General features: G+C 61.7%; 16 protein-coding genes and 1 pseudogene. 8 read left to right on the plus strand and 9 right to left on the minus strand.

The features are described 5' to 3' along the window. Positions 1–83 precede the first annotated feature (83 nt). Together ABH944_RS36295 and ABH944_RS36300 are read left to right on the plus strand one after the other, a co-directional pair. Positions 84–272, plus strand: a complete 189-nt coding sequence (locus ABH944_RS36295) for a hypothetical protein (protein ID WP_404612892.1) — start codon at positions 84–86, stop codon at positions 270–272. Between the two features lie 497 nt (positions 273–769). Beyond that, complete coding sequence (locus ABH944_RS36300; RefSeq protein ID WP_404612871.1) at positions 770–1,060, plus strand: hypothetical protein; 291 nt, start codon at positions 770–772, stop codon at positions 1,058–1,060. A gap of 50 nt (positions 1,061–1,110) precedes the next feature. On the opposite strand, the gene ABH944_RS36305 is transcribed toward ABH944_RS36300, so the two are convergent. The 4 genes from ABH944_RS36305 to ABH944_RS36320 all read right to left on the minus strand — a co-directional run bounded on the left by ABH944_RS36305 (position 1,111) and on the right by ABH944_RS36320 (position 3,745). Then, positions 1,111–2,085: a LysR family transcriptional regulator gene (locus tag ABH944_RS36305; RefSeq protein WP_404612869.1), complete on the minus strand. Its 975-nt coding sequence runs from the start codon at positions 2,083–2,085 to the stop codon at positions 1,111–1,113. 87 nt (positions 2,086–2,172) lie between these two features. Continuing rightward, a complete protein-coding gene (locus ABH944_RS36310; protein ID WP_404612867.1) occupies positions 2,173–2,949 on the minus strand; it encodes a DUF899 domain-containing protein in 777 nt (258 codons plus the stop codon). Between the two features lie 26 nt (positions 2,950–2,975). Continuing rightward, entirely contained in the window at positions 2,976–3,416 is a 441-nt protein-coding gene (locus ABH944_RS36315) for an SRPBCC family protein (protein WP_404612865.1), read from the minus strand. Continuing rightward, positions 3,323–3,745 carry an ArsR/SmtB family transcription factor gene (locus ABH944_RS36320; RefSeq protein WP_404612863.1) on the minus strand — a complete coding sequence of 141 codons (423 nt, stop codon included), beginning with the start codon at positions 3,743–3,745 and terminating at the stop codon, positions 3,323–3,325. The genes ABH944_RS36315 and ABH944_RS36320 overlap by 94 nt, the downstream gene beginning before the upstream one ends. Positions 3,746–3,848: 103 nt before the next feature. Here ABH944_RS36320 and ABH944_RS36325 point away from each other — a divergent pair. Continuing rightward, a pseudogene (locus ABH944_RS36325) lies at positions 3,849–4,136 on the plus strand (aldo/keto reductase); the annotation flags it as partial. A gap of 44 nt (positions 4,137–4,180) precedes the next feature. On the opposite strand, the gene ABH944_RS36330 reads toward ABH944_RS36325, so the two are convergent. The 5 genes from ABH944_RS36330 to ABH944_RS36350 form a co-directional block, all read right to left on the minus strand. Continuing rightward, positions 4,181–6,139, minus strand: a complete 1,959-nt coding sequence (locus ABH944_RS36330) for a beta-galactosidase (protein ID WP_404612861.1) — start codon at positions 6,137–6,139, stop codon at positions 4,181–4,183. Positions 6,140–6,194: 55 nt separating this feature from the next. Further along, positions 6,195–7,046, minus strand: coding sequence for a carbohydrate ABC transporter permease (locus ABH944_RS36335; RefSeq protein ID WP_404612859.1), 852 nt, complete (start codon positions 7,044–7,046; stop codon positions 6,195–6,197). Positions 7,047–7,065: 19 nt separating this feature from the next. Further along, on the minus strand, positions 7,066–7,971 hold the full coding sequence (locus ABH944_RS36340) for a carbohydrate ABC transporter permease (RefSeq protein WP_404612857.1): 906 nt from the start codon (positions 7,969–7,971) through the stop codon (positions 7,066–7,068). Between the two features lie 72 nt (positions 7,972–8,043). Continuing rightward, on the minus strand, positions 8,044–9,297 hold the full coding sequence (locus ABH944_RS36345) for an ABC transporter substrate-binding protein (RefSeq protein ID WP_404612855.1): 1,254 nt from the start codon (positions 9,295–9,297) through the stop codon (positions 8,044–8,046). A gap of 108 nt (positions 9,298–9,405) precedes the next feature. Beyond that, complete coding sequence (locus ABH944_RS36350) at positions 9,406–10,545, minus strand: ABC transporter ATP-binding protein (protein WP_404612853.1); 1,140 nt, start codon at positions 10,543–10,545, stop codon at positions 9,406–9,408. Between the two features lie 202 nt (positions 10,546–10,747). Between ABH944_RS36350 and ABH944_RS36355 the strand changes: the two genes are divergently transcribed. The 5 genes from ABH944_RS36355 (at position 10,748) to ABH944_RS36375 (ending at position 21,651) form a co-directional block, all read left to right on the plus strand. Continuing rightward, positions 10,748–11,770, plus strand: coding sequence for a LacI family DNA-binding transcriptional regulator (locus ABH944_RS36355; protein WP_404612851.1), 1,023 nt, complete (start codon positions 10,748–10,750; stop codon positions 11,768–11,770). A 633-nt stretch (positions 11,771–12,403) separates the two neighbouring features. After that, positions 12,404–13,666 (plus strand): efflux RND transporter periplasmic adaptor subunit, encoded by a 1,263-nt coding sequence (locus ABH944_RS36360; RefSeq protein ID WP_404612890.1) that lies wholly within the window; start codon positions 12,404–12,406, stop codon positions 13,664–13,666. A 19-nt stretch (positions 13,667–13,685) separates the two neighbouring features. Then, positions 13,686–16,814 (plus strand): efflux RND transporter permease subunit, encoded by a 3,129-nt coding sequence (locus tag ABH944_RS36365; RefSeq protein ID WP_404612849.1) that lies wholly within the window; start codon positions 13,686–13,688, stop codon positions 16,812–16,814. After that, the gene (locus tag ABH944_RS36370) at positions 16,811–20,158 is read left to right on the plus strand and encodes an efflux RND transporter permease subunit (RefSeq protein WP_404612847.1); all 3,348 of its coding nucleotides are present in this window, start codon (positions 16,811–16,813) and stop codon (positions 20,156–20,158) included. Before ABH944_RS36365 ends, ABH944_RS36370 begins: the two co-directional genes overlap by 4 nt. After that, on the plus strand, positions 20,155–21,651 hold the full coding sequence (locus tag ABH944_RS36375; protein WP_404612845.1) for an efflux transporter outer membrane subunit: 1,497 nt from the start codon (positions 20,155–20,157) through the stop codon (positions 21,649–21,651). The genes ABH944_RS36370 and ABH944_RS36375 overlap by 4 nt, the downstream gene beginning before the upstream one ends. Positions 21,652–21,714 lie beyond the last annotated feature (63 nt).

The following is a 21,714-nucleotide window of genomic DNA, read 5'->3' on the forward strand; positions in this document are numbered from 1 at the left end:
TTCGATCCCGATGCTTTTGACCTCGCTGCCGTCAACGAACGACTATCGGAATTTGAGTTCTGAACGGTCGGCGCGGCCTCTGCATGACGCTTACGGTGCAGACGCGAAAGGCTACGCCGGCCATGGCGACCGGCCGGCTCTACAAGGCATTCTGGTACGTTCCAGAGATCGGCCGCTGGGTTAAATCCGACGAGGAATACTACGGCAGCAACGGCACGCGCACGCAACGGTTTTCGAGCGAACTGGAGTCGTTCAAGCGCGCCTCGCAGTAGCGGGAATTCGGCCCCTGGAACGCGGTGACGATGATTGATTGACCACCAAGATTGCCGGCACGTTGCCCGCACGGTTTTACCGCTGTTTACGCCCAACCAGGGGCACATTTAACCGCGATGGGCACAGCAGATCTGCATCAACGCCCACCCGCCAGTGACACTGACGCCCGGGGTCATCTGCGCGGTTTGACGTCTCCCCTCCCGACGATTACTGCGCGTTACGGCACGTCATTGTGTCGAGCAATAACGGCAGTATCATCTGGTTTGGATGGAGAATCAAAGCGCTGGATGACGGTTGCAGATGAACCAACAGGACTTCGCCCGTGGAGTACGCTGAGCATGAATCCGCGGCTTCCTGCTCAGCGTACTGCGCCTGTGACACAATCATTGCGTGCCGGCCGGCTCATCGCAACCCGCCGCAATGACACGTTCCAACTGGAACCCCGAATGTAGTCGGCCTCATCTCCGAATTCGGTCGCCCCTCACCTGGCTGCGCCATGCCCGAAAATAAAGAAAAATCCGAACCCAACACTTCGCCGAATGCGGAGCAGCCCGGTGCCGCCCCGCGCAAACCGAAGCGCTGGCAGCCGTCCATTGCGCTGCGCAGCATCCTGATGGTGCTCGTCGGATTCATTGCGTTCGTCATTGTCTCGGGCATCGTGCTATACAAGCCGATCATGTACGGCGACATGATCGAGAACTTCGGCATAGTAATGATGCTGACCGTTCCGGTGATTGCGGCCGTCGCGTTCCGTGTTGGCCTCGATTCGTGGCTTGATTCGGAGTGAAGCGAGTCAGTCATCCCCATTCGCTTCCTGCCGTTTGAATGGCGCCGCACTCAAGCCGGTTCGTCCGCCTCCATGCCGCTCAGAACCGGGCGCAGGTGTGGCAGCTCATGACTCACATGCCGCGCCGTCTCGAACAGTTCCGCGAGCCAGTTGACGAACGCACGCACGCGCGGCGGAACACGGCGATGACGCAAATACGCGACGGATACCGGCATGGGTGCCGGCCGGTAGTGCGGCAACACTTCACGCAGGCGCCCGGAGTCAAGATACGGCTGTGCGAGCGCACGCGGCGGCTGGATCAGACCCAGCCCGCGTAGTCCGCATTCCAGATACGCGTGCTCGTCGCTGGTGTGCACGAAGCCTTCAAGCGGCACGTTGACCGTGCCGCCATCGACCTGAAAATCAAAGTCCGCCGCACGCCCGGTCTGCGCGCACAGGCAATTCACCGCGACGTGGTCAGTGAGCTCGTCGAGCCCCACCGGCGTGCCTTGCCGCGTGAGATAGAGCGGACTCGCACAAGTCACATGCTCAAGCGCACCGAGCCTGCGGACCGACAGACCCGAGAGGCCCGAATCCGGCAACGCTCCAATCAGGATGCAGCAATCGATCGCTTCTCCGACCAGGTCGACGTGCCGGTTGCTGACGCCGAACGCGAGCACGATATGCTCGTAGCGCGCATGAAAGTCCTCGAGCGCAGGAAGCACGATCGCATTGGCGACCGCCGCCGGTATCTCGACGCGCAGCCGCCCGCGCGGCCGGTCGTCTATACGCCTCAGGCTCGCCTCGATGTCGTCGATATCCGCGAGGATCTGCACGCAACGCTCGTAATAGGCGGCGCCCTCGGAGGTCAGGTTGAGCCGGCGCGTGGTGCGCACGAGCAACGAGATACCAAGCATTGCCTCGAGGCTCTGCAAGAGCGTGGTCGCGGTTGCGCGCGGAATGCCGAGTGAACTCGCGGCACGGGTAAAGCTATGGGTGTCGACAATGCGCACGAACGTCCGCATCGCCATGATGCGGTCCATCACGGGCGCTTCTCCTTAGGATTTTGTAAGCACCGCGCACGCCATGGGCACGCGGTGCCGATACCTGCCTGCAGCGTTCGCAGCTTTCAACTAGTGGCAGCAGTCCCCTGCTTCGTGCTGGGGAACCGGGCCGGCACCTGCGCCGTTACGCACTGCGTCATATCGATCGTGATGACGCAGCCACTCGCCCATGTTGTGCTTTTCGTCGCGGCCTTTCGGCGTGAGATCGAGCAGGTTGTAGGTGCCGATGAGCGGCTCGCCGCCGCGTCCGTACGCCGAGAACGTATGGAACACATCACCGGCATCATCCTTGTAGAACACGCTGATCCCAGGCAATTCGTCGCTGTCGAAACCTCCTGCTACGACGTCGTTCATCTCGAAGTTGTAGTACACCTTACCTTTTTCCCGCTGTTCGGGTGTGAACGACACATGGTAGTCATAGTTGAATTCGCTGCCGAACGACGACACCCAGTGGAAATGCCAGCCCATGCGTTTTTTGAATGCTTCGATTTTCTCGAGCGGCGCACGCGACACCGCAACGTACGCCACATCTCGTTGCTCGACATGAAGCAGCGCACCGTCAATATGATCGGACAGGAACGAGCAGCCCGGGCACCCCTCCTCCCAGTCCGGCCCTAACATGAAGTGATAGACAATCAACTGGCTGCGACCGTTGAACAGGTCAGCGAGCGTCTTGCGGCCATGTGGCGTGTCGAACGTATATTTAGTGTCGACCTTCTCCCACGGCAACGCGCGGCGCTTTTTGGCGAGCGCGTCGCGCGCATGCGTCAACGCCTTTTCCTCGGCCAGATGCGCCTTGTGCGCCGCGAGCCATTCTTCCCTCGAAACAATTCGATGCGGTTCCATGTGCGTTTCCTCCTGTCTTGAAGTGATCAGGCGAACTGCCGTGCAAGTCCATCGAGGACCTGGTTCCAGCCACCCTCGTGACTATCGCGTGCGGCTTCATCCGCGAACTGCTCGTGCTTCAGCGTAAGTAACGTGCGCTCGCCGTCACCCTCACCTTCTCTGCGCAGCGTGAACGTAACGCGGGACTCCCGCTCCGGCGTGCTGCGCCACGTCCACGTGTAGACGAGTTTTTCGTCTGGAACAACCTCCTGGTACACGCCGCTTACCTCGCGCTCCTCGCCCTCGGGCGTACGCATGACGATCCGGAAGCGCCCGCCGACCCGCACGTCCATCTCCGCGTGAATCACGTCGTTATTGTACGGATGCATCCACTTCACGATTTGCGACGGTTCCGTCCAGGCGGCGTAGATTTTGGCGGGTTTTGCGTTGATCCTGCGCTGGAGCGTGAGACTGGGTTGGGTGGGCATGGGTCCTCCTCCACAAAGGCGGCAAGGCGATCAAGGGTATCGGTCCAGAAGCGCTGATAGCGGTTGAGCCATTCCATCGCCTCCTCCATCGGTCCGGCGGCAAGCCGGCACGCGACGGTGCGGCCTGTCTTGGCGCGCGTGATCAGACCAGCATCCGACAACACATCCAGATGTTTCATAACGGCCGGCAACGACATCGCAAACGGCTCTGCGAGTTCGCTCACCGACAGGTCCGCATGCGCGGACAAGCGTGCAAGGAGCGCACGCCGCGTTGGGTCAGCCAACGCAGCGAAAGTGCGGTCCAATGCGTTTTCCTTAAACTTAACCATGAAGTTAACTATAGAGGATCACTCCGCTATGTCAAGCGGGTTGCGGGAATTTTTTTCAGGGGTTGTGGCGGATCATTACTGAATTTCGCTCATAGGCGTTTGCCGCCCGGAGTCGCTCAGGACCGCGCTAACAATCGCGGATCACGCAGCGAAGCGCGGAATGACCTCGATCACCTTCGCTCTCGCATGGGTGCTCAAGAACCGCATTGTCAGCAGCGCCATCGCGGGTCCGCGTACTGACGCGTAGTAGGACAGCTACGTCGAAGCACTCAGTTTGCAGCCAGGACCCGAGGACGGAAAACTTGTCGATAGCCTCGTCGCACCGGGGCATGCGTCGCCCCCCGGTTATACCGATCCCGCCTACCCGTTCGAAGGACGGCGAGTGGCTTGAAACACCGGGCGGGCTCCGCACAGTGTTGATTCACTCGCCATGACTCACCGCCACGCGCAGACATCGCCAGTTGCAAGCTGTTGTTGCCCGAGAACGAATGTCGCGTTGACCGGTGCGGGAGCCTGCACTTGCTGCTCGCCGAAATTGAACGCGAAGGTCAGGTCACCCCGCCTCCGAATGCGCAAACCATCGGCCAGCAGTTGAGTCTCGATCCCGGCCGCCTTCGCCGCCTGCTGCAACACCGCGCGATGCAATCCGTGCGACAGCCACGCCGCTATATATCGAACATTTCCGTGGCTGAGCACGGCCGGCCACGCGTCGCCGAACTGCGCATCGACGCGTGTCTCGCCATTGGCTCGGACATGCTCACGCCAATGCATCGCATGACCCTGGTGGTCATCGAAAGAAAGTACGGGCGTAAGCGTTGGGCGCAGCGTCTCGACTTCCAGCACCTGCATTGGTAATACTTTTTGCAGCGGGCCAGGCGGAAGGCTGGAAGGGATCGCGAATTCGGTCGTCTTCGAACCGCTTCTCGGACCGAAGACCCATTGCGCGGAACTCCTTTCTATCTGGCCGACAAGCGTTTCGTCTACTACAGCAATGCTCGGAACGACCACTAGCCGGTACGGTGACAAATCAGCTTCGCTCGAAACAATATCGACATCCAGGCCGAGTTCACGCAGCGCCTCGTAGTAGTCGAACACCAGCATCTGGTAGTCGAAGGTCTTGCCGTGACGCTGGATCTCGAATATCCATTGCGTCTCATAGTCGAACACGATCGCGGTGCTTGCACGCGTTGACGAACCAAGTCCTGACAGCGCCGCCGATGCCGCGATCTCGCGAGCCGCCTGCTGCACTTCCAGACCACCGGGCGACAATTCGTTGTTCGGCAGATTGAGCCCGGAGTGCATCTGTTCCTGTGCAAACGGACACTGGCGCCAGCGAAAATACGACACCAGTTCCGCGCCGTGTGCGAACGCTTCATACGCCCATAGCCTGACCATGCCTTTCGCCGGCACCGGATTCCACGCCGCCCAGTTCACCGGTCCCGCCTGCTGCTCCATCACCCAGAAACGTCCGCCGCCTATCGCCCGATAACGATCGTGATCGAACGCGGAAACATCGGGATGCGCGGTCCGCGCGTAACGTGCCTTCCGTTCTTCAGGCAGCGCGATCGATTCGGTACGTGCGATTGGATAGCTGTCCCACGCAGCCACATCGATTGCGTTCTCTTCAGAGAAGCGGTAATGATCGAAGATCGTGAAAAAACCCATGAAGTTATGCAGCAGGTCGGCCGTGGGCGCATGCCGTCGCAGCACCTCAATCTGTTCACGATGAAAACTCGCCACTTCGTCGGACATGAAACGGCGGAAGTCGAGCAGATGAATCGGATTGGCGTCTGTGGGCGTCAGGTTCGGCAAGCCGATTGCATCGAACGACGAATACTCCATGCTCCAGAACACATTGCCCCATGCTTCGTTCAGCGCATTCACGCTTTCGTAGCGAACCTGCAGCCACGCGTGAAAGCGCTTCAGCGCGGCTGGCGAATAACTCGGCACGGTGTCGTGGCAACCGAGTTCGTTATCGGTCTGCCACGCGACAACAGACGGATGCCGCCCATAGCGCCCAGCCATCACGGTGACAAAACGCACGCACTCACGCCTGTAAATCTCGCTGGAAATATCGTAATGGCGACGCGAACCGAAGTTCCAGCGCACGCCATCCGCACGCACCGGCAGCACCTCCGGATACGCGTCGATCAGCCATTTCGGCGGCGACGCAGTGGGTGTGCCCAGCACGAGCTTCAGCCCCGCAGCCGCCAGCGTCTCGATGGCTTCGTCAAGCCACTCCCAGACGAATTCGCCGGCGCGCGGCTCCATCCGGCTCCAGGCGAATTCCGCAATCCGCACATGCGTGATACCGAGTTCGGCCATACGCTTTGCATCGTCGGCCCACATGGAGCGAGGCCATTGTTCCGGGTAATAGCAAACACCAAGTTGCATGAGAGAGTCTCGTTAGTGAGTAACAGCAATGATGGCGATGACGGTGAACAAGCGCCTAGCCCTTGCTTGCACCAAAGGTCAGACCCGCGACGAAATGCTTCTGCATCGCGAAGAACATCAGCACGGAAGGCAACCCGGCCAGCACCGAACCAGCGGCGACGAGATTCCACGCGGTCGTCCATTGCCCTTTGAGCGCGGCAACGCCTACGGTGATTGGCGCGGCCTCGTCGCCTTGCGTGAGGCATAGCGCCCAGAAGTAGTCGTTCCAGACAAACGTGAACACAAGGATGCCGAGCGCCGCGAGCGCAGGCCGGATCAGCGGCAGCACGATGCGCAGGTAGATCGTCCATTCGCTGGCCCCTTCCACGCGCGCGGCCTCGATCAGCTCGAAAGGCAACTGCTTGATGAAGTTGCGCAGGAACAGCGTGCAAAACCCGGTCTGGAACGACACATGGAAAATCACCAGCGCCCACACGGTATTGAAGAGACCCACTTTCAGCGCCATGTCGCGTACGGGGATCATCAGGATCTGGATAGGCACGAAGTTGCCGGCGACGAACGCAAACAGCACGGCGGTATTGCCCGGGAACCGGTAAGTCGCCAACGCGAAGCCCGCCATCGAAGCCAGTACGATCGCCCCGATCACCGACGGCACGGTGATCAGCACGCTATTGGCGAAGTAATGCAGCATCGGCGTTTGCGTAAGCGCCGTGCCGTAGTTCTCGATCAACGCAAAATGCTTTGGCCAGCCCCAGTAGTCGCCTTGCGACAGCTCCTCCGAAGAGCGTATGGATGTAACGAGCACGGCCAGCATCGGCAACAGCCAAATTAGCAGCGCAAGCGGCAGCGACGCTTTGTAGAGCCTGCGGTTAAGCGGTTTCCAACGTTCAACGGGAAGCGGATACATGACACGTGACTCCTGGAAATCAGCGTTCTTCGCGCAGCATGCGGCGCAGATGGAACACGATATAAACGAGCATGATCGCGAACAGCACGACTGCAATTGCTGCTGAATAGCCTTCGCGGTAATACTTGATTGCCTGGTCGTACATGTAATAGGCGAGCACGGTGGAACTGTCGAAAGGTCCCCCGACGCTCATCACCGCGATCAGGTCGAAACTGCGCAGCGCGCCGATCACGGTGAGCACCACGGCCATGAACGTGGCAGGCCGCAGTTGAGGAAGGATCACGTGCCACAGCAGCGCCACGCCCTTCGCACCTTCCATGCGCGCCGCCTCGACCACCTCCGGATTGATGGCCGTCAGACCCGTGAGATACAGCACCATGCAGAATGGCGTCTGAGGCCACAACGCGGCGAAGATGATGCCCAGCGTCACCGTGTGCGGATCACCGAGCACAGTAATGCCGTGGCCGACAATCAGCCTCAGCAAACCAAAGCCAGGGTCATAAAACCAGCTGAACACGAGGCCCACCACCACGCCCGAGAGCACGAACGGTGCAAAGAACAGCGACTTCACCATGCGCATGCCACGCACATGCTGGTTCAGGTACAACGCGAACAGCAAGCCGAGCGGCGGCGCCAGCAGGAACAGCGCGAGCCAGATCAGGTTGTTCTTGAGCGCCGTGTAGAACGTGTCCGAGTGGAACAGTTCGATGTAGTTATCGAAGCCGGCGAAGGTCTTCGGCGTCATTCCGTCCCAGTTATAAAAGCTGAGGGAAATGCTGCTGATGATCGGATACACCACGCACAGGCAAAACAACGCACAACCCGGCAGCAGGAAGAAAAATGCGGCGCGGTGCTGATGACGGCGTGTACTGGAGGCGTGCCGGCGCCGAACCGCGGGTAAGCGGTGCGCTGCGGAATGAGACATGATCGGGCCTCGTCGGGGATCGTTGGCGAGCGCCAGCGGTTATGCAACACGCAACCGCTGGCGCCCCCGGGCTTACTTCTTGTAGATACGCTTGCGGGTCGCTTCGAGGCGGACGAGCACGGCGTCGAGTTGCGACGGATCGCTATAGAACTGCTGCATCGCCTTCATTCCTTCGTCGGCCATTTCCTTCGTCATGTCGCGATCATAGAACTGCGCAATGCCGCCCTTCGTGTTCGCAAGCGTCTGGAAACCGACCTTCGAAATCTCGTCCTCAGGTTCAGCGGACTGGCTGTTCGACGGCAGTTGTCCCCAGCCCTTCGCAAGATCGGCATTGATCTGCGGCTGTTCCATGAAAGCCAGCAGCCTGTGGGCATCGGCCTTGTTTTTTGCCTTCGCCGGAATCAGCAGGACATTGACGGGGCCGTCTTCGGCCAGCGGCACATTGGGGTCGATCACCGGGAAACGGAAGAAGCCGGTCTGAGGCCGGATGGAAGCCGGAATGCTCGCCGAGAAGAACGTGCCCATCAGCATCATCGAAGCCTTGCCGTTGGCGAGAAATGGCGCAATGGAATCGAGATCGTAGGACAGTGCGTCGTCAATGTAGTAGTGGTTGTCGATCAGCGTTTTCCACGCGATATAGACTTTCTTCACGCGCGGATCGGTGTACGGGATTTCGCCTGACATCAATTGCTGATGGAACACGTTGCCGTTGATACGCAGGTCGAGATAGTCGAACCATGCGGCAAGCGTCCAGCTGTCGCGCGCGGCTACCGCGATCGGCGCAACACCGCTTGCCTTCAGCTTCTTGCAGGCGTCCAGAAATTCATCCCAGGTTTTGGGCTCGCCCTTGATGCCGGCCTTCTCGAACAGATCCTTCCGGTAGAAGAACCCGTAAGCGTCGTAGCCAAGCGGCGCCGCGTACTGCTTGCCCTGGTACGTGGACGCTTCCTTGACCGACGCGTATTGCTGCGACCAGCCATTCTTGCTCCAGTCGGGCGAGAGGTCTTCCAGCAGGCCACGCTGTGCGTAATACGCCATCCGCTCGCCGTCATGCCAGGACACCACGTCAGGCGGATCAGTGGCGAGCCAGCCGCCCATCTGCACCTTGTACGCCTCTTCGGTGATATAGGTCACCTTGAGATCGACATCGGGGTTAGCTTTCTTGAATTTGTCGAACGCGTCCTGCCAGGTCGAGCGCTGGTTACCGCGCGCCGATACGTTGACCGTCAGCGTGGCGGCGTCTGCCACGGCGCAGCAGAGCAGGCCTGCTGCAAGCGCGGCTGCCACTGATGCATGAGCCAGACTGCGAAGGCGATGAGCAATCATCTTTGTCTCCTTGACTACCTTGTTGGCTGACAGCAAGTCACTGCCAGACGATGTAACCCGCTCTGTGGCGGAATTGGGTTTTGAAGCTATCCATGCGTGCTTTAAGCCTTAAGCTGCGATTCGTTCGGGCTCGCGCGCGTGGCGCCGAAGCGCAAGTCCATCCGCGTCGAACAAGTGGCACGCCGACGCTGGAACATGAATGCGGATGCGCTCGCCTGACGTGATCGGCGTATCGCCGGGCGCTTTCGCGACGAGCGTGCCGGCCGCGTGATCTGCGTGAACGTAGCTGTGCTCGCCAAGCCGTTCCGACAGCACGGTGACGCACTGGATGGACTGCTCGTCGCCATCGAGCCGCAGGTGTTCCGGGCGCACGCCGAGCGTGACCGGCTGCCCGTGCTGCAAGCGCTGGCCATCGACATGGGCAACCAAGCATTCGCCGCTTTTCGCGAGCCTCACCGTCACATTGCCCGGGCCGATCGATTCGACAACCGCGTCGATGAAATTCATTCTCGGTGAGCCGATGAACCCCGCCACGAAGCGCGACTTCGGGTGGTGATACAGCTCGAGCGGCGCGCCGGTCTGCGCAACGCTGCCAAAGCGCTCCGTGTCCGCGCCTGCGTGCAGCAGCACGATCCGGTCGGCAAGCGTCATGGCCTCGACCTGATCGTGGGTCACATAGACCACGCTCGCGTTTGCAAAGCGCTGGTGCAGCCGGGCAATTTCCACCCGCGTCTGACCGCGTAATGCAGCATCGAGATTCGAGAGTGGTTCATCGAACAGGAACACGCCGGGTTCGCGCACGATAGCCCGGCCGATTGCGACACGCTGCCTTTGACCGCCCGAGAGTGCTTTAGGAAACCGGTCCAGGTAACTGTCCAGTTGCAGGATGCGCGCGGCTTCACGCACCTTCCGGTCGATCACGTCCCTTGGCTGCTTCGCGAGCTTCAGGCCGAACGCCATGTTGTCGAACACAGTCATGTGCGGACACAACGCGTAGCTCTGGAACACCATCGCGACGCCGCGCGCGGCTGCAGGCACATCGTTCACAAGACGTCCACCAATATGCAGCTCGCCTTCGCTCAGGTCTTCGAGACCGGCAATCATTCTCAGCAGGGTCGACTTGCCGCACCCCGATGGCCCGAGGAAAACGCAGAACTCGTGCTGGGCGATCTCCAGGTTCACGCGCCTGATCACCGGCGGATGGTCACCATATGACTTCTGCACGTTCGCAAGACGGATTGCCGCCATGTTGCCTCCTGATTTAACCGCTTAAATTTTTGCGTAAAATAAACGGCACATCGTTGTGCCGCGTGCATTTAACCGCTTAAATTCAGGTACGATCGAATCAGTCATGATGCGTGTCTCGGTTGTGTTTTCCAGAAAGCTATCAACGTCGCCCATCGCTTGCAACATTTGAATCGCATTCCCTGAATGTGGGAACAATAGAAAAATGGTCACTCTGTCTGAAGTTGCGAAGCGCGCGCATGTCACCGCGGCGACCGTGTCCAACGTGCTGCGCAATCGCGAAAAGGTCCGCCCGGAAACGGCCGACCGTGTGCTGAAGGCGATTGCCGATCTCGGCTATCGGCCCAATTTGAACGCGCGTGCATTGGCCGAAGGCCGTTCGTCGACTCTCGCTTTAATGCTCTCTAATATCTCGAACCCGTTCTATCCCGAGTTCGTGCTGGCGGCCGAACGTGCCGCGCGCAAGGCAGGCCACTTCCTGATGGTGTGCAACACCGACGACGACGCGGAGATCGGCCGCGCTTACCTGAACCAGATTGCGGGAACGCTGGCGGACGGTGTGCTCGTGATGAATACCGACATTGCCATTAACGACCTGTGCGCGTCGGCCATGCACAGCGCGCCAATCCTGCTGGCCATGTGGGAGCATCCGGAAACGCCGCCCGCACTGCCCTGCATTGCCGTGGATTTTGCGCACGCGGGGGCGCTGGCCGCCGGGCATCTGCTTGAACTCGGTCACCGCGAGATCGGTTTGCTGATAGGAGACGGTTGCGGCGGTTTGCAGGATGCCCGGTCCAACGGCTTTCGCGCCGCCATGCGCGAGGCAGGGATTGAAGCGGATGCCGCAGCCGTGCTGCAGATCCGCGACTCGATCGACGCCGGTTACGCCGCCTGCATGCAGTTGATGGCGAACCGCCCTCACCTCACCGCGATTTTCGCGACCAACGACCTGCTGGCAATCGGCGCGGCGCAAGCGTTGATCACGCTTGGGCGCAAGGTGCCGGACGATGTGTCGGTGATCGGCATCACGGACATTCAGCTCGCGCATCAGGTGCACCCCGCTTTGACGACAGTCGCGATCCAGACCGCGGCCATTGCCGAGTTGTCCGTCGATCGGCTGATCCAGCTCATTGAAGCACCCGCGATGCAGCCGACCATGGTGCTCGCTCCGCCACCTGCACTCGTCGTGCGGGCATCCACCGGGCCGCGGCGAGCAGCATCGACCTAAGCGCGAAAGAGCGATAACGACCCATCCTGACAGCGCATGGCGCGACCATTTAGTTAGCAATCCACAAGCAATTTGTAATTTTTTCTATTCAGACCAGGGATCCGCGCACGGCTTCCCATTGCCGGCTTAAACCTTAGCTTTCTTTTAGCTTTCTTAAACCCGACAATAATCGATAGCACCCCATATTGATGATATTTGCGATATTTTCTTAGGAAAATCCACCGTCGCGTTACAAGACGTTACGCACGCTCATATCGTAATGGTTCGGAATGCATCGCCCAACACGATCGGTCATAAATCGCCTCCAGTTCGATACACTGCGATACCGTCTTATTCATTCGTTGCGGGAGCCGTTGCATCCAGTCCGGTGAACTTGCATGCCCTCCCTGGATCACTTGGGGGCCAAGTACTTTCGATGGCATTCCGGGTCTAGCTCAAGGCTTCTTCGCTAACGAATAAACGGCAGCAATGCCTGGCTGATCCAGCCAGCTTGTTGAAGATCATGACGGATTCCGTCAAACGCCGGCCAAGCCGGTGACGAGAGACATGTGGCACTTGCCGGGTCGGGTTTGTAATGAACCGCCCGGTTATCCAGGGCAGAGTTTGTTTTCGGAGGGCGCAGGTATGAGCGGGATGAGCGACACCGGTTCCACGCAGGTAAAGCCCAAGAGGCGCTGGCGCATCTTGCTCTTGTTGGTGGTGCTGGTGCTGATAGCCGTCGTGGTCGTGCATGTGCTGCGGGCCAAGAAGCCGCAACGCGCAACCCCGCCGCAAGTGGTGACAGTCGCCACGGCAACGCTCGGCCCAATGCCGGAAATCCTGAGTGAACTGGGCACGGTTACCCCCACCGCCACCGTGACCGTCTTGCCGCAACTGAGCGGATATCTGACGGCAGTCGGCTACAAGGAAGGCCAGGACGTGCAGAAGGGGCAGTTCCTCGCACAGATCGATCCGCGCCAGTATGAAATCGACAAGCAGCAGGCCGAGGCGACACTCGCCAAGGACCGGGCTGCACTCGCACAGGCGCGCGCCGATCTCGTCCGCTTCACGCAATTGAACGAGCGCAAGTCCATTGCCGAGCAGACCTTTGCCGACCAGCAATTCCTCGTGCAGCAGGACGAGGCCGCGGTGAAGGTCGACCTGGCCAACATTGCGCAGTTCGACCTAGACCTGGCTTATTGCCACATCACGGCACCGGTTTCCGGGCGCGTCGGCCTGCGCCTTGTCGATCCGGGCAACTACGTTACCGCGTCGTCATCGCCTGGCATTGTGGTCATCACCACGATGAAACCCACCACCGTGCAATTCACGGTGCCGCAAGACTCGCTCGCAAGCGTGCTGCAGCGCATGAACGGAGGCGCGAGCCTGCCGGTCACCGCCTACAGCAGCGACAACTCCAGGGAAATTGCCACCGGCACGCTGTACGCGGTCAGCAACCAGATGGCGACGAGCACGGGCACGATTACCTTACGGGCGACTTTCCCCAACGACGACGAAGCACTGTTCCCAAGTGAGTTCGTCAACGTCAAGCTGCTTGTCGACACGCTGCAAAATGCCGTGCTGGTTCCGACCCCGGCAGTGCAAACCGGAGCGCCGGGCGACTATGTGTACCTGGTGAACACGACCAATAACACCGTCTCCGTGCACAAGGTTACGCTCGGCCCGAGCGACGGCAAGAACACGGTCATTGCGTCAGGGCTGGCGGCGGGCAACGTCGTGGTGACAGACGGCACCGACCGGCTGAGCGACGGCGCGAAGATCCAGGCGGCCGCGGCGCGCCCCGCTTCGGGCGTTGCCGCCAGCGAACCGGCTGCAAGCGGTGCCCAGGGTCAGCACAAGCACGCCCGCGGCGGCGCGTCGGGCACGGCCGCCGCCTCTGCCGACGCAGCCTCGTAGAAGCCGAGCCTACGCGCCGATGAATATCTCCCGCCTGTTTATTCTCAGACCGGTAGCCACGCTGCTGCTGATGATCGCCCTTGTACTGGTGGGCCTCGTCGCGGTGCGCGTGCTGCCGGTCTCCTCGCTGCCCAACGTCGACTATCCGACTATTCAAGTGCAGACCTTCTATCCGGGCGCGAGTCCGGATGTGATGGCCACCACGGTGACCGCCCCGCTCGAAGTGCAACTGGGCGAGATTCCCGGCTTGCAGCAGATGACCTCGTACAGCTCGGACGGCGCGTCGGTCATCACGTTGCAGTTCGACCTGTCGCTGAACCTCGATATCGCCCAGCAGAATGTCCAGCAGGCCATCAACGCGGCCAACAGCTTCCTGCCGACCGGCCTGCCCGGACCGCCGATCTATGCGAAGGTGAATCCCGCCGACCAGCCGATCCTGACGCTGGCGGTCACGTCCACTTCCATGTCGCTCACGCAACTGGAGGACGCCGCCAATAACCGCCTCGGCACGAAGATATCGGAAGTGTCCGGCGTGGGTGTGGTCACCACCAGCGGCGGCAATGTACCCGCGATCCGGGTCGAAGCGGACCCGCAGAAGCTGGCCGCCTATGGGTTGAATATCGACGACCTGCGCACGCTGCTGAGCTACGTCAACGTCAGCCAGCCGAAAGGCAACTTCGACGGCCCCGACCTCGACTACACCATCAACGGCAACGACCAGATCAGCGATCCGAAAGACTACATGGACACGGTGGTCGCCTACCAGAACGGCGCTCCCGTGTTCATGCGCGACGTCGCCAGGGTGACCTCGGCGCCCCAGGACATCGAGCGCGGCGCCTGGTACAACGGCACGCCCGCGATCGTGCTGAACGTGCAGCGCCAGCCGGGTGCGAACGTGATCGCAACGGTCAACCAGATCATGAAGCAGTTGCCGCAGCTCGAATCCACACTGCCGGCCGGCATGAAGGTCACCGTGGTCTCCGACAGCACGGGCGTGATCCGCTCGTCGGTCTCTGACGCGGCGGTCGAACTGATCCTGGCTATCGTGCTGGTGGTGGCGGTGATCTTCGTGTTCCTGCGCAACGTGCCCGCCACCATCATCCCGAGCATCTCGGTGCCGGTGTCGCTGATCGGCACGCTGGCGGTGATGTACCAGTTGAACTACTCCATCGACAACCTCTCGCTGATGGCGCTGATCATTGCCACCGGCTTCGTGGTCGACGACTCGATCGTGATGATCGAGAACATCGTGCGGTATCTGGAGGAAGGCAAGACGCCGCTCGAGGCCGCGCTCGAAGGCGCCGGGCAGATCGGCTTCACGATTCTCTCGCTGACCATCTCGCTGATCGCGGTGCTGATCCCGCTGCTCTTCATGGGCGGCGTGATCGGACGCCTCTTCAGCGAATTCGCGGTGACGCTCGCGGTCACCATCGTGCTGTCCGCGGTGGTCTCGCTCACCGTGGTGCCCATGCTCTGCGCGCGCCTGCTGCGCGCCCAGGCCGACCGCCATCCGAGCCGCTTCGAGCGCATCAGCGAGGGCCTCTTCGACAAGACCCTCGCCGGCTACGAACGGGGCCTGCGCTGGGTGCTGGATCATCAGGTGCTGACGTTGATGGTGGCAGTCGGCACCGTCGTGCTGACGGGCGTCCTGTATGTCGTGATACCGAAGGGGCTGTTCCCGGTGCAGGACGTCGGGGTGATCGAAGGGATCAGCGTGGCCGACAACTCGGTGTCGTACAAGACGATGGTGACGCGCCAGCGCGCACTCGCCGACGCGATCCTTAAAGATCCCGACGTCGTCTCGCTCACCTCCTACGTGGGCATTGACGGCACCAACTCCACGCTCAACAACGGCCGCTTCCTGATCAACCTGCGCGACCACGACAAGCGCTCGGACACGGCGCAGGAGATCGCCCGGCGCCTCCAGGACGAAGTCGTCAATGTGTCCGGGATCAAGCTCTACATGCAGCCGGAGCAGGACCTGACGCTCGACACCACGGTTTCGCCGAACCAGTACAGCTTCGTGCTGCGCGGACCGAGCCAGCAGGCGTTCCAGAAGTACGTGCCGGAACTGATCGCGCGCCTGAAGCAGATTCCGTCGCTCGCCGATGTGCAAAGCGACATGGACACCGACGGCCTGAGCGTCAACGTCCAGGTCAACCGGCAATTGGCGGCGCGTTTCGGCATCACGCCGGCCACCATCGACAACGCCCTCTACGACGCGTTGGGCCAGCGGATTGTCTCAACCATCTTCCAGCAGTCGGATCAGTACCGGGTGATTCTTGTTGCCAAACCAGAGTCGCTGCCCAACGTGAACTCGATCGGCAACCTGTATTTGCCGAGCCAGACGAGCAGCACGGGCCAGGTGCCGCTGTCGGCAATCGCGCAGATCCAGATCGTCAAGTCGCCGCTCGTGATCAGCCACCTGGCGCAGTTCCCGGCAGTCACCATCTCGTTCAATCTCGCGAAGGACGCGTCGTTGAGCACGGCGGTCGCGCGCATCCACGAAGCCGAACAGGCGGTCAAGCTGCCGCCTTCGATCACCTCATCGCTGCAGGGCGCGGCGCAGGCGTTCCAGGACTCGCTGTCGAGCGAGGTGTACCTGCTGATTGCCGCGCTGGTGGCGGTGTATATCGTGCTGGGCGTGCTGTATGAGAGCTTCATCCATCCGGTGACGATTCTCTCCACGCTGCCCTCGGCGGGTATCGGCGCCCTCCTTGCGCTGATGATCGCCGGCAGCGACCTCGACGTGATCGGCATCATCGGCATCGTGCTGTTGATCGGTATCGTGAAGAAGAACGCCATCATGATGGTGGACTTCGCACTCGATGCCGAGCGTAACCACGGCAAGCCACCGCGCGAGGCGATCTTCGAGGCATCCTTGCTGCGCTTCCGGCCGATCCTGATGACCACACTCGCGGCCATGCTCGGCGCGCTGCCCATGTTGCTGGGCAGCGGCACGGGTTCCGAACTGCGCCGTCCGCTGGGTCTCGCGATCATCGGCGGCCTGACCCTGAGCCAGATCCTCACGCTCTTCACCACCCCGGTCATCTACCTGTTCTTCGACCGGATGGCGGAACGCACGCGGCGCTGGCGCAACCGTAACAAGCCTGAAACGCCAGCAGTTCCGGAGGAGGGTGCGCCGTGAACATTTCGGCGTTATTCATCCGGCGCCCGGTCGCGACTACCCTTCTGGCAATCGCGATCCTCATCTCGGGCGCACTGGCTTACTTCCAGCTCCCTGTCGCGCCGCTGCCGAACATCGCTTTCCCCGTGATCGTGGTGCAGGCCAACATGGCGGGCGCGAGCCCCGACATCATGGCGTCCACGGTGGCCGAACCGCTCGAGCGGCGGCTCGGCACGATCGCCAATGTGGAAGAGTTGACCTCGATCAGCTACGTGGGCTCGTCGATGATCGTGGTCGAGTTCGGACTCAACCGCGATATCAACGGCGCCGCCCGCGACGTCGAGGCAGCCATCCAGGCGGCGCGTGCGGACTTGCCGACCACCTTGCGCAGCAATCCGACCTATCGCCAGTACAACCCGGCGGATTCGCCCATCATGGTGCTCTCGCTGACCTCGGACACGCTCACCAAGGCGCAGCTCTATGACTCCGCGGACTCGGTGATCCAGCAGCAGCTCTCGCAGGTGAACGGCGTGGGCCAGATCACGCTGGGCGGCGGCGCGTTGCCCTCGGTACGGGTCGAGTTGCAGCCGGGCAAACTGAACAGTTATGGCCTCGGCCTCGAGGACGTGCGCGCGGCGATCGCCGCGGCCAACGCCAACAGTGCGAAGGGCCATCTCGACCAGGGCGACCAGCGCTACGTGGTCATATCCAACGACCAGATCAACAAGGCAGCGCCCTACCGCGACCTGGTGGTCGCCTATCGCGACGGCGCTCCGGTGCTGCTGCGCGACATTGCCCAGGTCAGGGACTCCAACGAAAATATCCGTAATGCCGGGCTCTACAACGGCAAGTCGGCGGTGCTGGTGATCGTCTATCCCATGCCCGGCAGTAATGTTGTCAGTACCGTCAGGCAGATCAGAAACGTCTTGCCCGCGATCGAGGCAACCCTGCCGCACAGCGTCCATGTCAACGTCGCGATCGACCGGTCGGAATCGGTGCGCGCGTCCGTGGCGGACACTGAGCGCACGCTCTTTATCGCGGTGCTGCTGGTGGTCGGCGTGGTCTTCGTCTTCCTGCAGTCGCCGCGTGCCGTGCTGGTGCCGGCGGTGGCGTTGCCGCTGTCTATCGTCGGCACCTTCGGGCCGATGTACCTGCTCGGCTACAGTATCGACAACCTCTCGCTGATGGCGCTGACCATCGGCACCGGCTTCGTGGTCGACGACGCGGTCGTGGTGCTGGAGAACATTACGCGCCACCTCGAAATGGGCCTGAGTCCGAAAGAAGCTGCGCTGAAAGGCAGCGGCGAAGTGGGCTTCACGGTGATCTCGATGAGCCTTTCGCTGATCGCGGTGTTCCTGCCCATTCTGCTCATGCCTGGCATTGTCGGCCTGCTATTCCACGAGTTCGCGGTGACGCTGTCGATTGCCATCCTGATCTCGCTCGTGATCTCGCTGACGGTGACACCCGCCATGTGCGCATATGTGCTGAGCCGCGAGCACGCGGGCCATTCGCGGGCTCGCTGGGCGACCTGGATCGAGGCGCAATTCGAGCGCTTCAAGAACGCCTACTCGCGTTCGCTCACCGCCGTGCTGGACCATTCGCTGCTGGTGATCCTGTTGCTGATCGGCCTGCTGGTAGCGAACGTCTTCCTGTTCAAGCTGCTGCCGGCGACGTTCTTTCCGGAGCAGGACACCGGCATCCTGATCGGGCAGATCATTGCCGACCAGAGCATCTCCTTCACGGCAATGGAAAAGAAGCTAGCCCAGTTGCAGGCGATCGTGCAGAAAGATCCTGCGGTCCAGTCGGTGGCGGGCTTTACCGGCGGCCGCGCGCTGAACAGCGCAAACGTGTTCATTGAGCTCAAGCCGCTGGCGCAGCGCCACGCGACCGCGACCGAAGTGGTCAACCGCTTGCGGCCCAAGCTGAACCAGGTCTCCGGCGCGCGGCTTTTCATGCAGGCGCAGCAGGATCTGCGGATCGGCGGGCGGCAGTCGGCCGCTGAATACCAGTACACGCTGACAAGCGATGATTCCGCCGCGTTGTTCGCGTGGACGCCCAAGCTCGTGACCGCGCTGAACAAGGATCACGACCAACTGCTCGACGTGAACTCGGACCTGCAGCAAAACGGCCTGCAGACCTACCTCAAGTTCAACCGCGCGACAGCCGCCCGATACGGCTTCGCGCCGAACCAGATCGACAACGTGCTCTACGACGCGTTCGGCCAGCGGACCGTATCGACGATCTACAACCCCCTCAACCAGTACTTCGTGGTGATGGAAGTGGCGCCGGAGTACTGGCAGTACCCGCAGACGCTCGACCAGATTTTCCTGAGCACGGCGGCCGGCAATCCGACCGGATCGCAGCAGACGCAAATGCCGGGCGCCACGGTCACGGGCGTTACCGCGGCGAGCGCGGTCAGCACAGCGTCGAGTGCGTCGTCGAGCACCAACTCGCTGAACTCGAACGCACAAGCCAACGCGACCACCAACAGCATCTCCAACAGCAAGGGCGGCAGTTCCAGCGGCAGCGCGGACAGCACCTCGGCTGAAACCATGGTGCCGCTGCCGGCGCTCGCGAGCTACGTCAACAACCATACGTCGACGCAGGTCAACCACCAGAGCGGGCTGGTGGCCGCGACGATCTCCTTCAACCTGCCCGCAGGCGGATCGCTCAGCAAGGCGCAGGTGGCGCTCGAAAACGCGCAGCGTGAAATCGGCATGCCGGCCAGCATCCATGGTGCGTTCGCGGGCGCGGCGCAAGCCTATGCCCAATCCATGGGCACCATCCCGCTGCTGATCCTTGCCGCGCTGGGTGTGGTCTACATCGTGCTCGGGGTGCTCTACGAGAGTTCGATCCACCCGCTCACCATCTTGTCGACGCTGCCTTCGGCCGGCATTGGCGCCACGCTCGCGCTGCTGATCTTCGGCACGCCGTTCTCGGTGATCGCGCTGATCGGGATCATCCTGCTGATTGGTATTGTGAAGAAAAACGGGATCATGATGGTGGACGTGGCGATCCAGTTGCAACGCAACGAAGGCATGCCGGCGAAGCAGGCGATTCACGACGCCGCCGTCGTGCGTCTGCGCCCGATCATGATGACCACCTTCGCCGCCGTGCTCGGCGCTGTGCCGCTCGCGATCGGTATCGGCCAGGGCGCTTCGCTGCGCCAGCCGCTGGGTATCACCGTGATGGGTGGCCTGATCCTGAGCCAGGTCTTTACGCTGTACACCACACCGGTGATCTACCTGTACCTGGACCGGTTGCGCTTCAAGCTCGTCAAGTGGTCTTCGGGACTGCCGTGGAACCGGCAGGACGAACAAATGGGGCCGCCGGCGCAATCGGGGCAAACGGATACGAAGGCATGAAGATGAAGATTTCCACCAAACCCCTGGCCGCGGCAGCAGCCCTGCTGCTCGGCGGCTGCATGGTCGGCCCGGACTACCACCGGCCGCAGGTCAGCGTGCCCGCAACCTTCCACGAGCTGCCCGGCTGGACCCAGGCCGAGCCGGCCGCCGCCGGCCCGAAGGGCGCGTGGTGGACAGGCTTCAACGATCCATTGCTCGACGAGCTCGAACCGCAGGTGGTGGTCTCCAACCAGACCGTGGCCCAGGATTATGCGAACTACCAGCAGGCCCTCGCCGAGGTGAAGGTCGCACGGGCCAGCCTGTTCCCGACCATTGGCGTGACCGGTTCGGGTACCCGGCAGCGCAGCTCGACCAGCTCGAGCGTCAGCAGTTTCAGCAAGGCTCAGACGGTGACCAATTCGGGATCGCTCGAAGGCAATGTGAGCTGGGCGCCCGACCTCTGGGGCTCGGTGCGCCGCACGATCGAACAGAATGCCGCGACCGCGCAGGCCAGTGAAGCGACACTTGCGAATGCGACGCTCTCCGAACAGATTGCGCTCGCCACCGCCGTGATCGAATTACGGACCAGCGACGCCAATATCGACCTGCTGAAGCAAACGGTCCAGGCGTACCAGCACTTCCTGAACGTGGTGTCCGACCAGGACAAGTTCGGCACCATCGCGCCTTCCGACGTGATCACCGCACGCACCCAGCTCGAAACTGCGCAGTCGAACCTGATCGCGCTCGGTGTTGCACGCGCGCAAGACGCGCATGCGATCGCGGTGCTGGTCGGCAAGAACCCGGAGGACCTGGACATCCCGCATAGCACCGCCATGCCCACCTTGCCGACCATTCCGGTAGGCGTTCCGTCAACCCTGCTGCAGCGCCGGCCCGATATTTCAACGGCCGAACGTCAGATGGCGGCCGAGAATGCCGCGATCGGCGTGGCGGTCGCGGCGTACTACCCGACCATATCGCTGTCCGCGCTGGACGGCTTCACGCAGTCGCCATTGGGCGGTTTGCTGCACGTGGCCAACTACGTCTGGTCGCTGGGCGGCAGCGCCACCGAGACAATTTTCGACGGCGGCGAGCGCAGCGGCGAAGTCGCGGCAGCCAAGGCGGCCTACCAGGCAGCCGTCGCGAATTACCGCGGCACCGTGCTGACCGCGTTCCAGGATGTCGAGAACGATCTGTCCGGCTTGCGCATCCTGGCCGAGCAGTCCGACGCGCTGGATGCCGCCGTGCGCGATGCAACCCGCGGCGCCGAGATTGCCTTCAACGAGTACCAGGCCGGCACCGTGGACTACACGACCGTGGCGACGGCGCAGGCGACCCAGTTGACCAATCAGCAAACGGCGTTGAACGTGCAGGAGTCGCGGCTGCTCGATGCCGCTTCGCTGATCGGCGACCTGGGCGGCGGCTGGTCGGACAGCGCGCTGCACGATCCGCGGCATCCGGAGAGTGCGGCAAGCGCAGCCAGTGAGGCGAGTGTGTCGAATTCAGTGAGTCAGTAAGGCGGTAAAGCCCGCCCCCGGCTGCCATGAAATCCCCGCGTTACACTACGCTCCACTCCAGCG

The sequence above is a fragment of the Caballeronia udeis genome (genome assembly GCF_044909315.1).
Taxonomy (GTDB): Bacteria; Pseudomonadota; Gammaproteobacteria; order Burkholderiales; family Burkholderiaceae; genus Caballeronia; species Caballeronia udeis_A.

Excerpts from the sequence above, each read along its gene's own strand:
- ABH944_RS36320 (WP_404612863.1), bottom strand. The coding sequence starts at position 3,745 with ATGGTTAAGTTTAAGGAAAACGCATTGGACCGCACTTTCGCTGCGTTG.
- ABH944_RS36340 (WP_404612857.1), bottom strand. The coding sequence starts at position 7,971 with ATGTCTCATTCCGCAGCGCACCGCTTACCCGCGGTTCGGCGCCGGCAC.
- ABH944_RS36300 (WP_404612871.1), top strand. The coding sequence starts at position 770 with ATGCCCGAAAATAAAGAAAAATCCGAACCCAACACTTCGCCGAATGCG.
- ABH944_RS36375 (WP_404612845.1), top strand. The coding sequence starts at position 20,155 with ATGAAGATGAAGATTTCCACCAAACCCCTGGCCGCGGCAGCAGCCCTG.
- ABH944_RS36365 (WP_404612849.1), top strand. The coding sequence starts at position 13,686 with ATGAATATCTCCCGCCTGTTTATTCTCAGACCGGTAGCCACGCTGCTG.
- ABH944_RS36345 (WP_404612855.1), bottom strand. The coding sequence starts at position 9,297 with ATGATTGCTCATCGCCTTCGCAGTCTGGCTCATGCATCAGTGGCAGCC.
- ABH944_RS36360 (WP_404612890.1), top strand. The coding sequence starts at position 12,404 with ATGAGCGACACCGGTTCCACGCAGGTAAAGCCCAAGAGGCGCTGGCGC.
- ABH944_RS36315 (WP_404612865.1), bottom strand. The coding sequence starts at position 3,416 with ATGCCCACCCAACCCAGTCTCACGCTCCAGCGCAGGATCAACGCAAAA.
- ABH944_RS36310 (WP_404612867.1), bottom strand. The coding sequence starts at position 2,949 with ATGGAACCGCATCGAATTGTTTCGAGGGAAGAATGGCTCGCGGCGCAC.
- ABH944_RS36295 (WP_404612892.1), top strand. The coding sequence starts at position 84 with ATGACGCTTACGGTGCAGACGCGAAAGGCTACGCCGGCCATGGCGACC.
- ABH944_RS36335 (WP_404612859.1), bottom strand. The coding sequence starts at position 7,046 with ATGTATCCGCTTCCCGTTGAACGTTGGAAACCGCTTAACCGCAGGCTC.
- ABH944_RS36330 (WP_404612861.1), bottom strand. The coding sequence starts at position 6,139 with ATGCAACTTGGTGTTTGCTATTACCCGGAACAATGGCCTCGCTCCATG.
- ABH944_RS36350 (WP_404612853.1), bottom strand. The coding sequence starts at position 10,545 with ATGGCGGCAATCCGTCTTGCGAACGTGCAGAAGTCATATGGTGACCAT.
- ABH944_RS36355 (WP_404612851.1), top strand. The coding sequence starts at position 10,748 with ATGGTCACTCTGTCTGAAGTTGCGAAGCGCGCGCATGTCACCGCGGCG.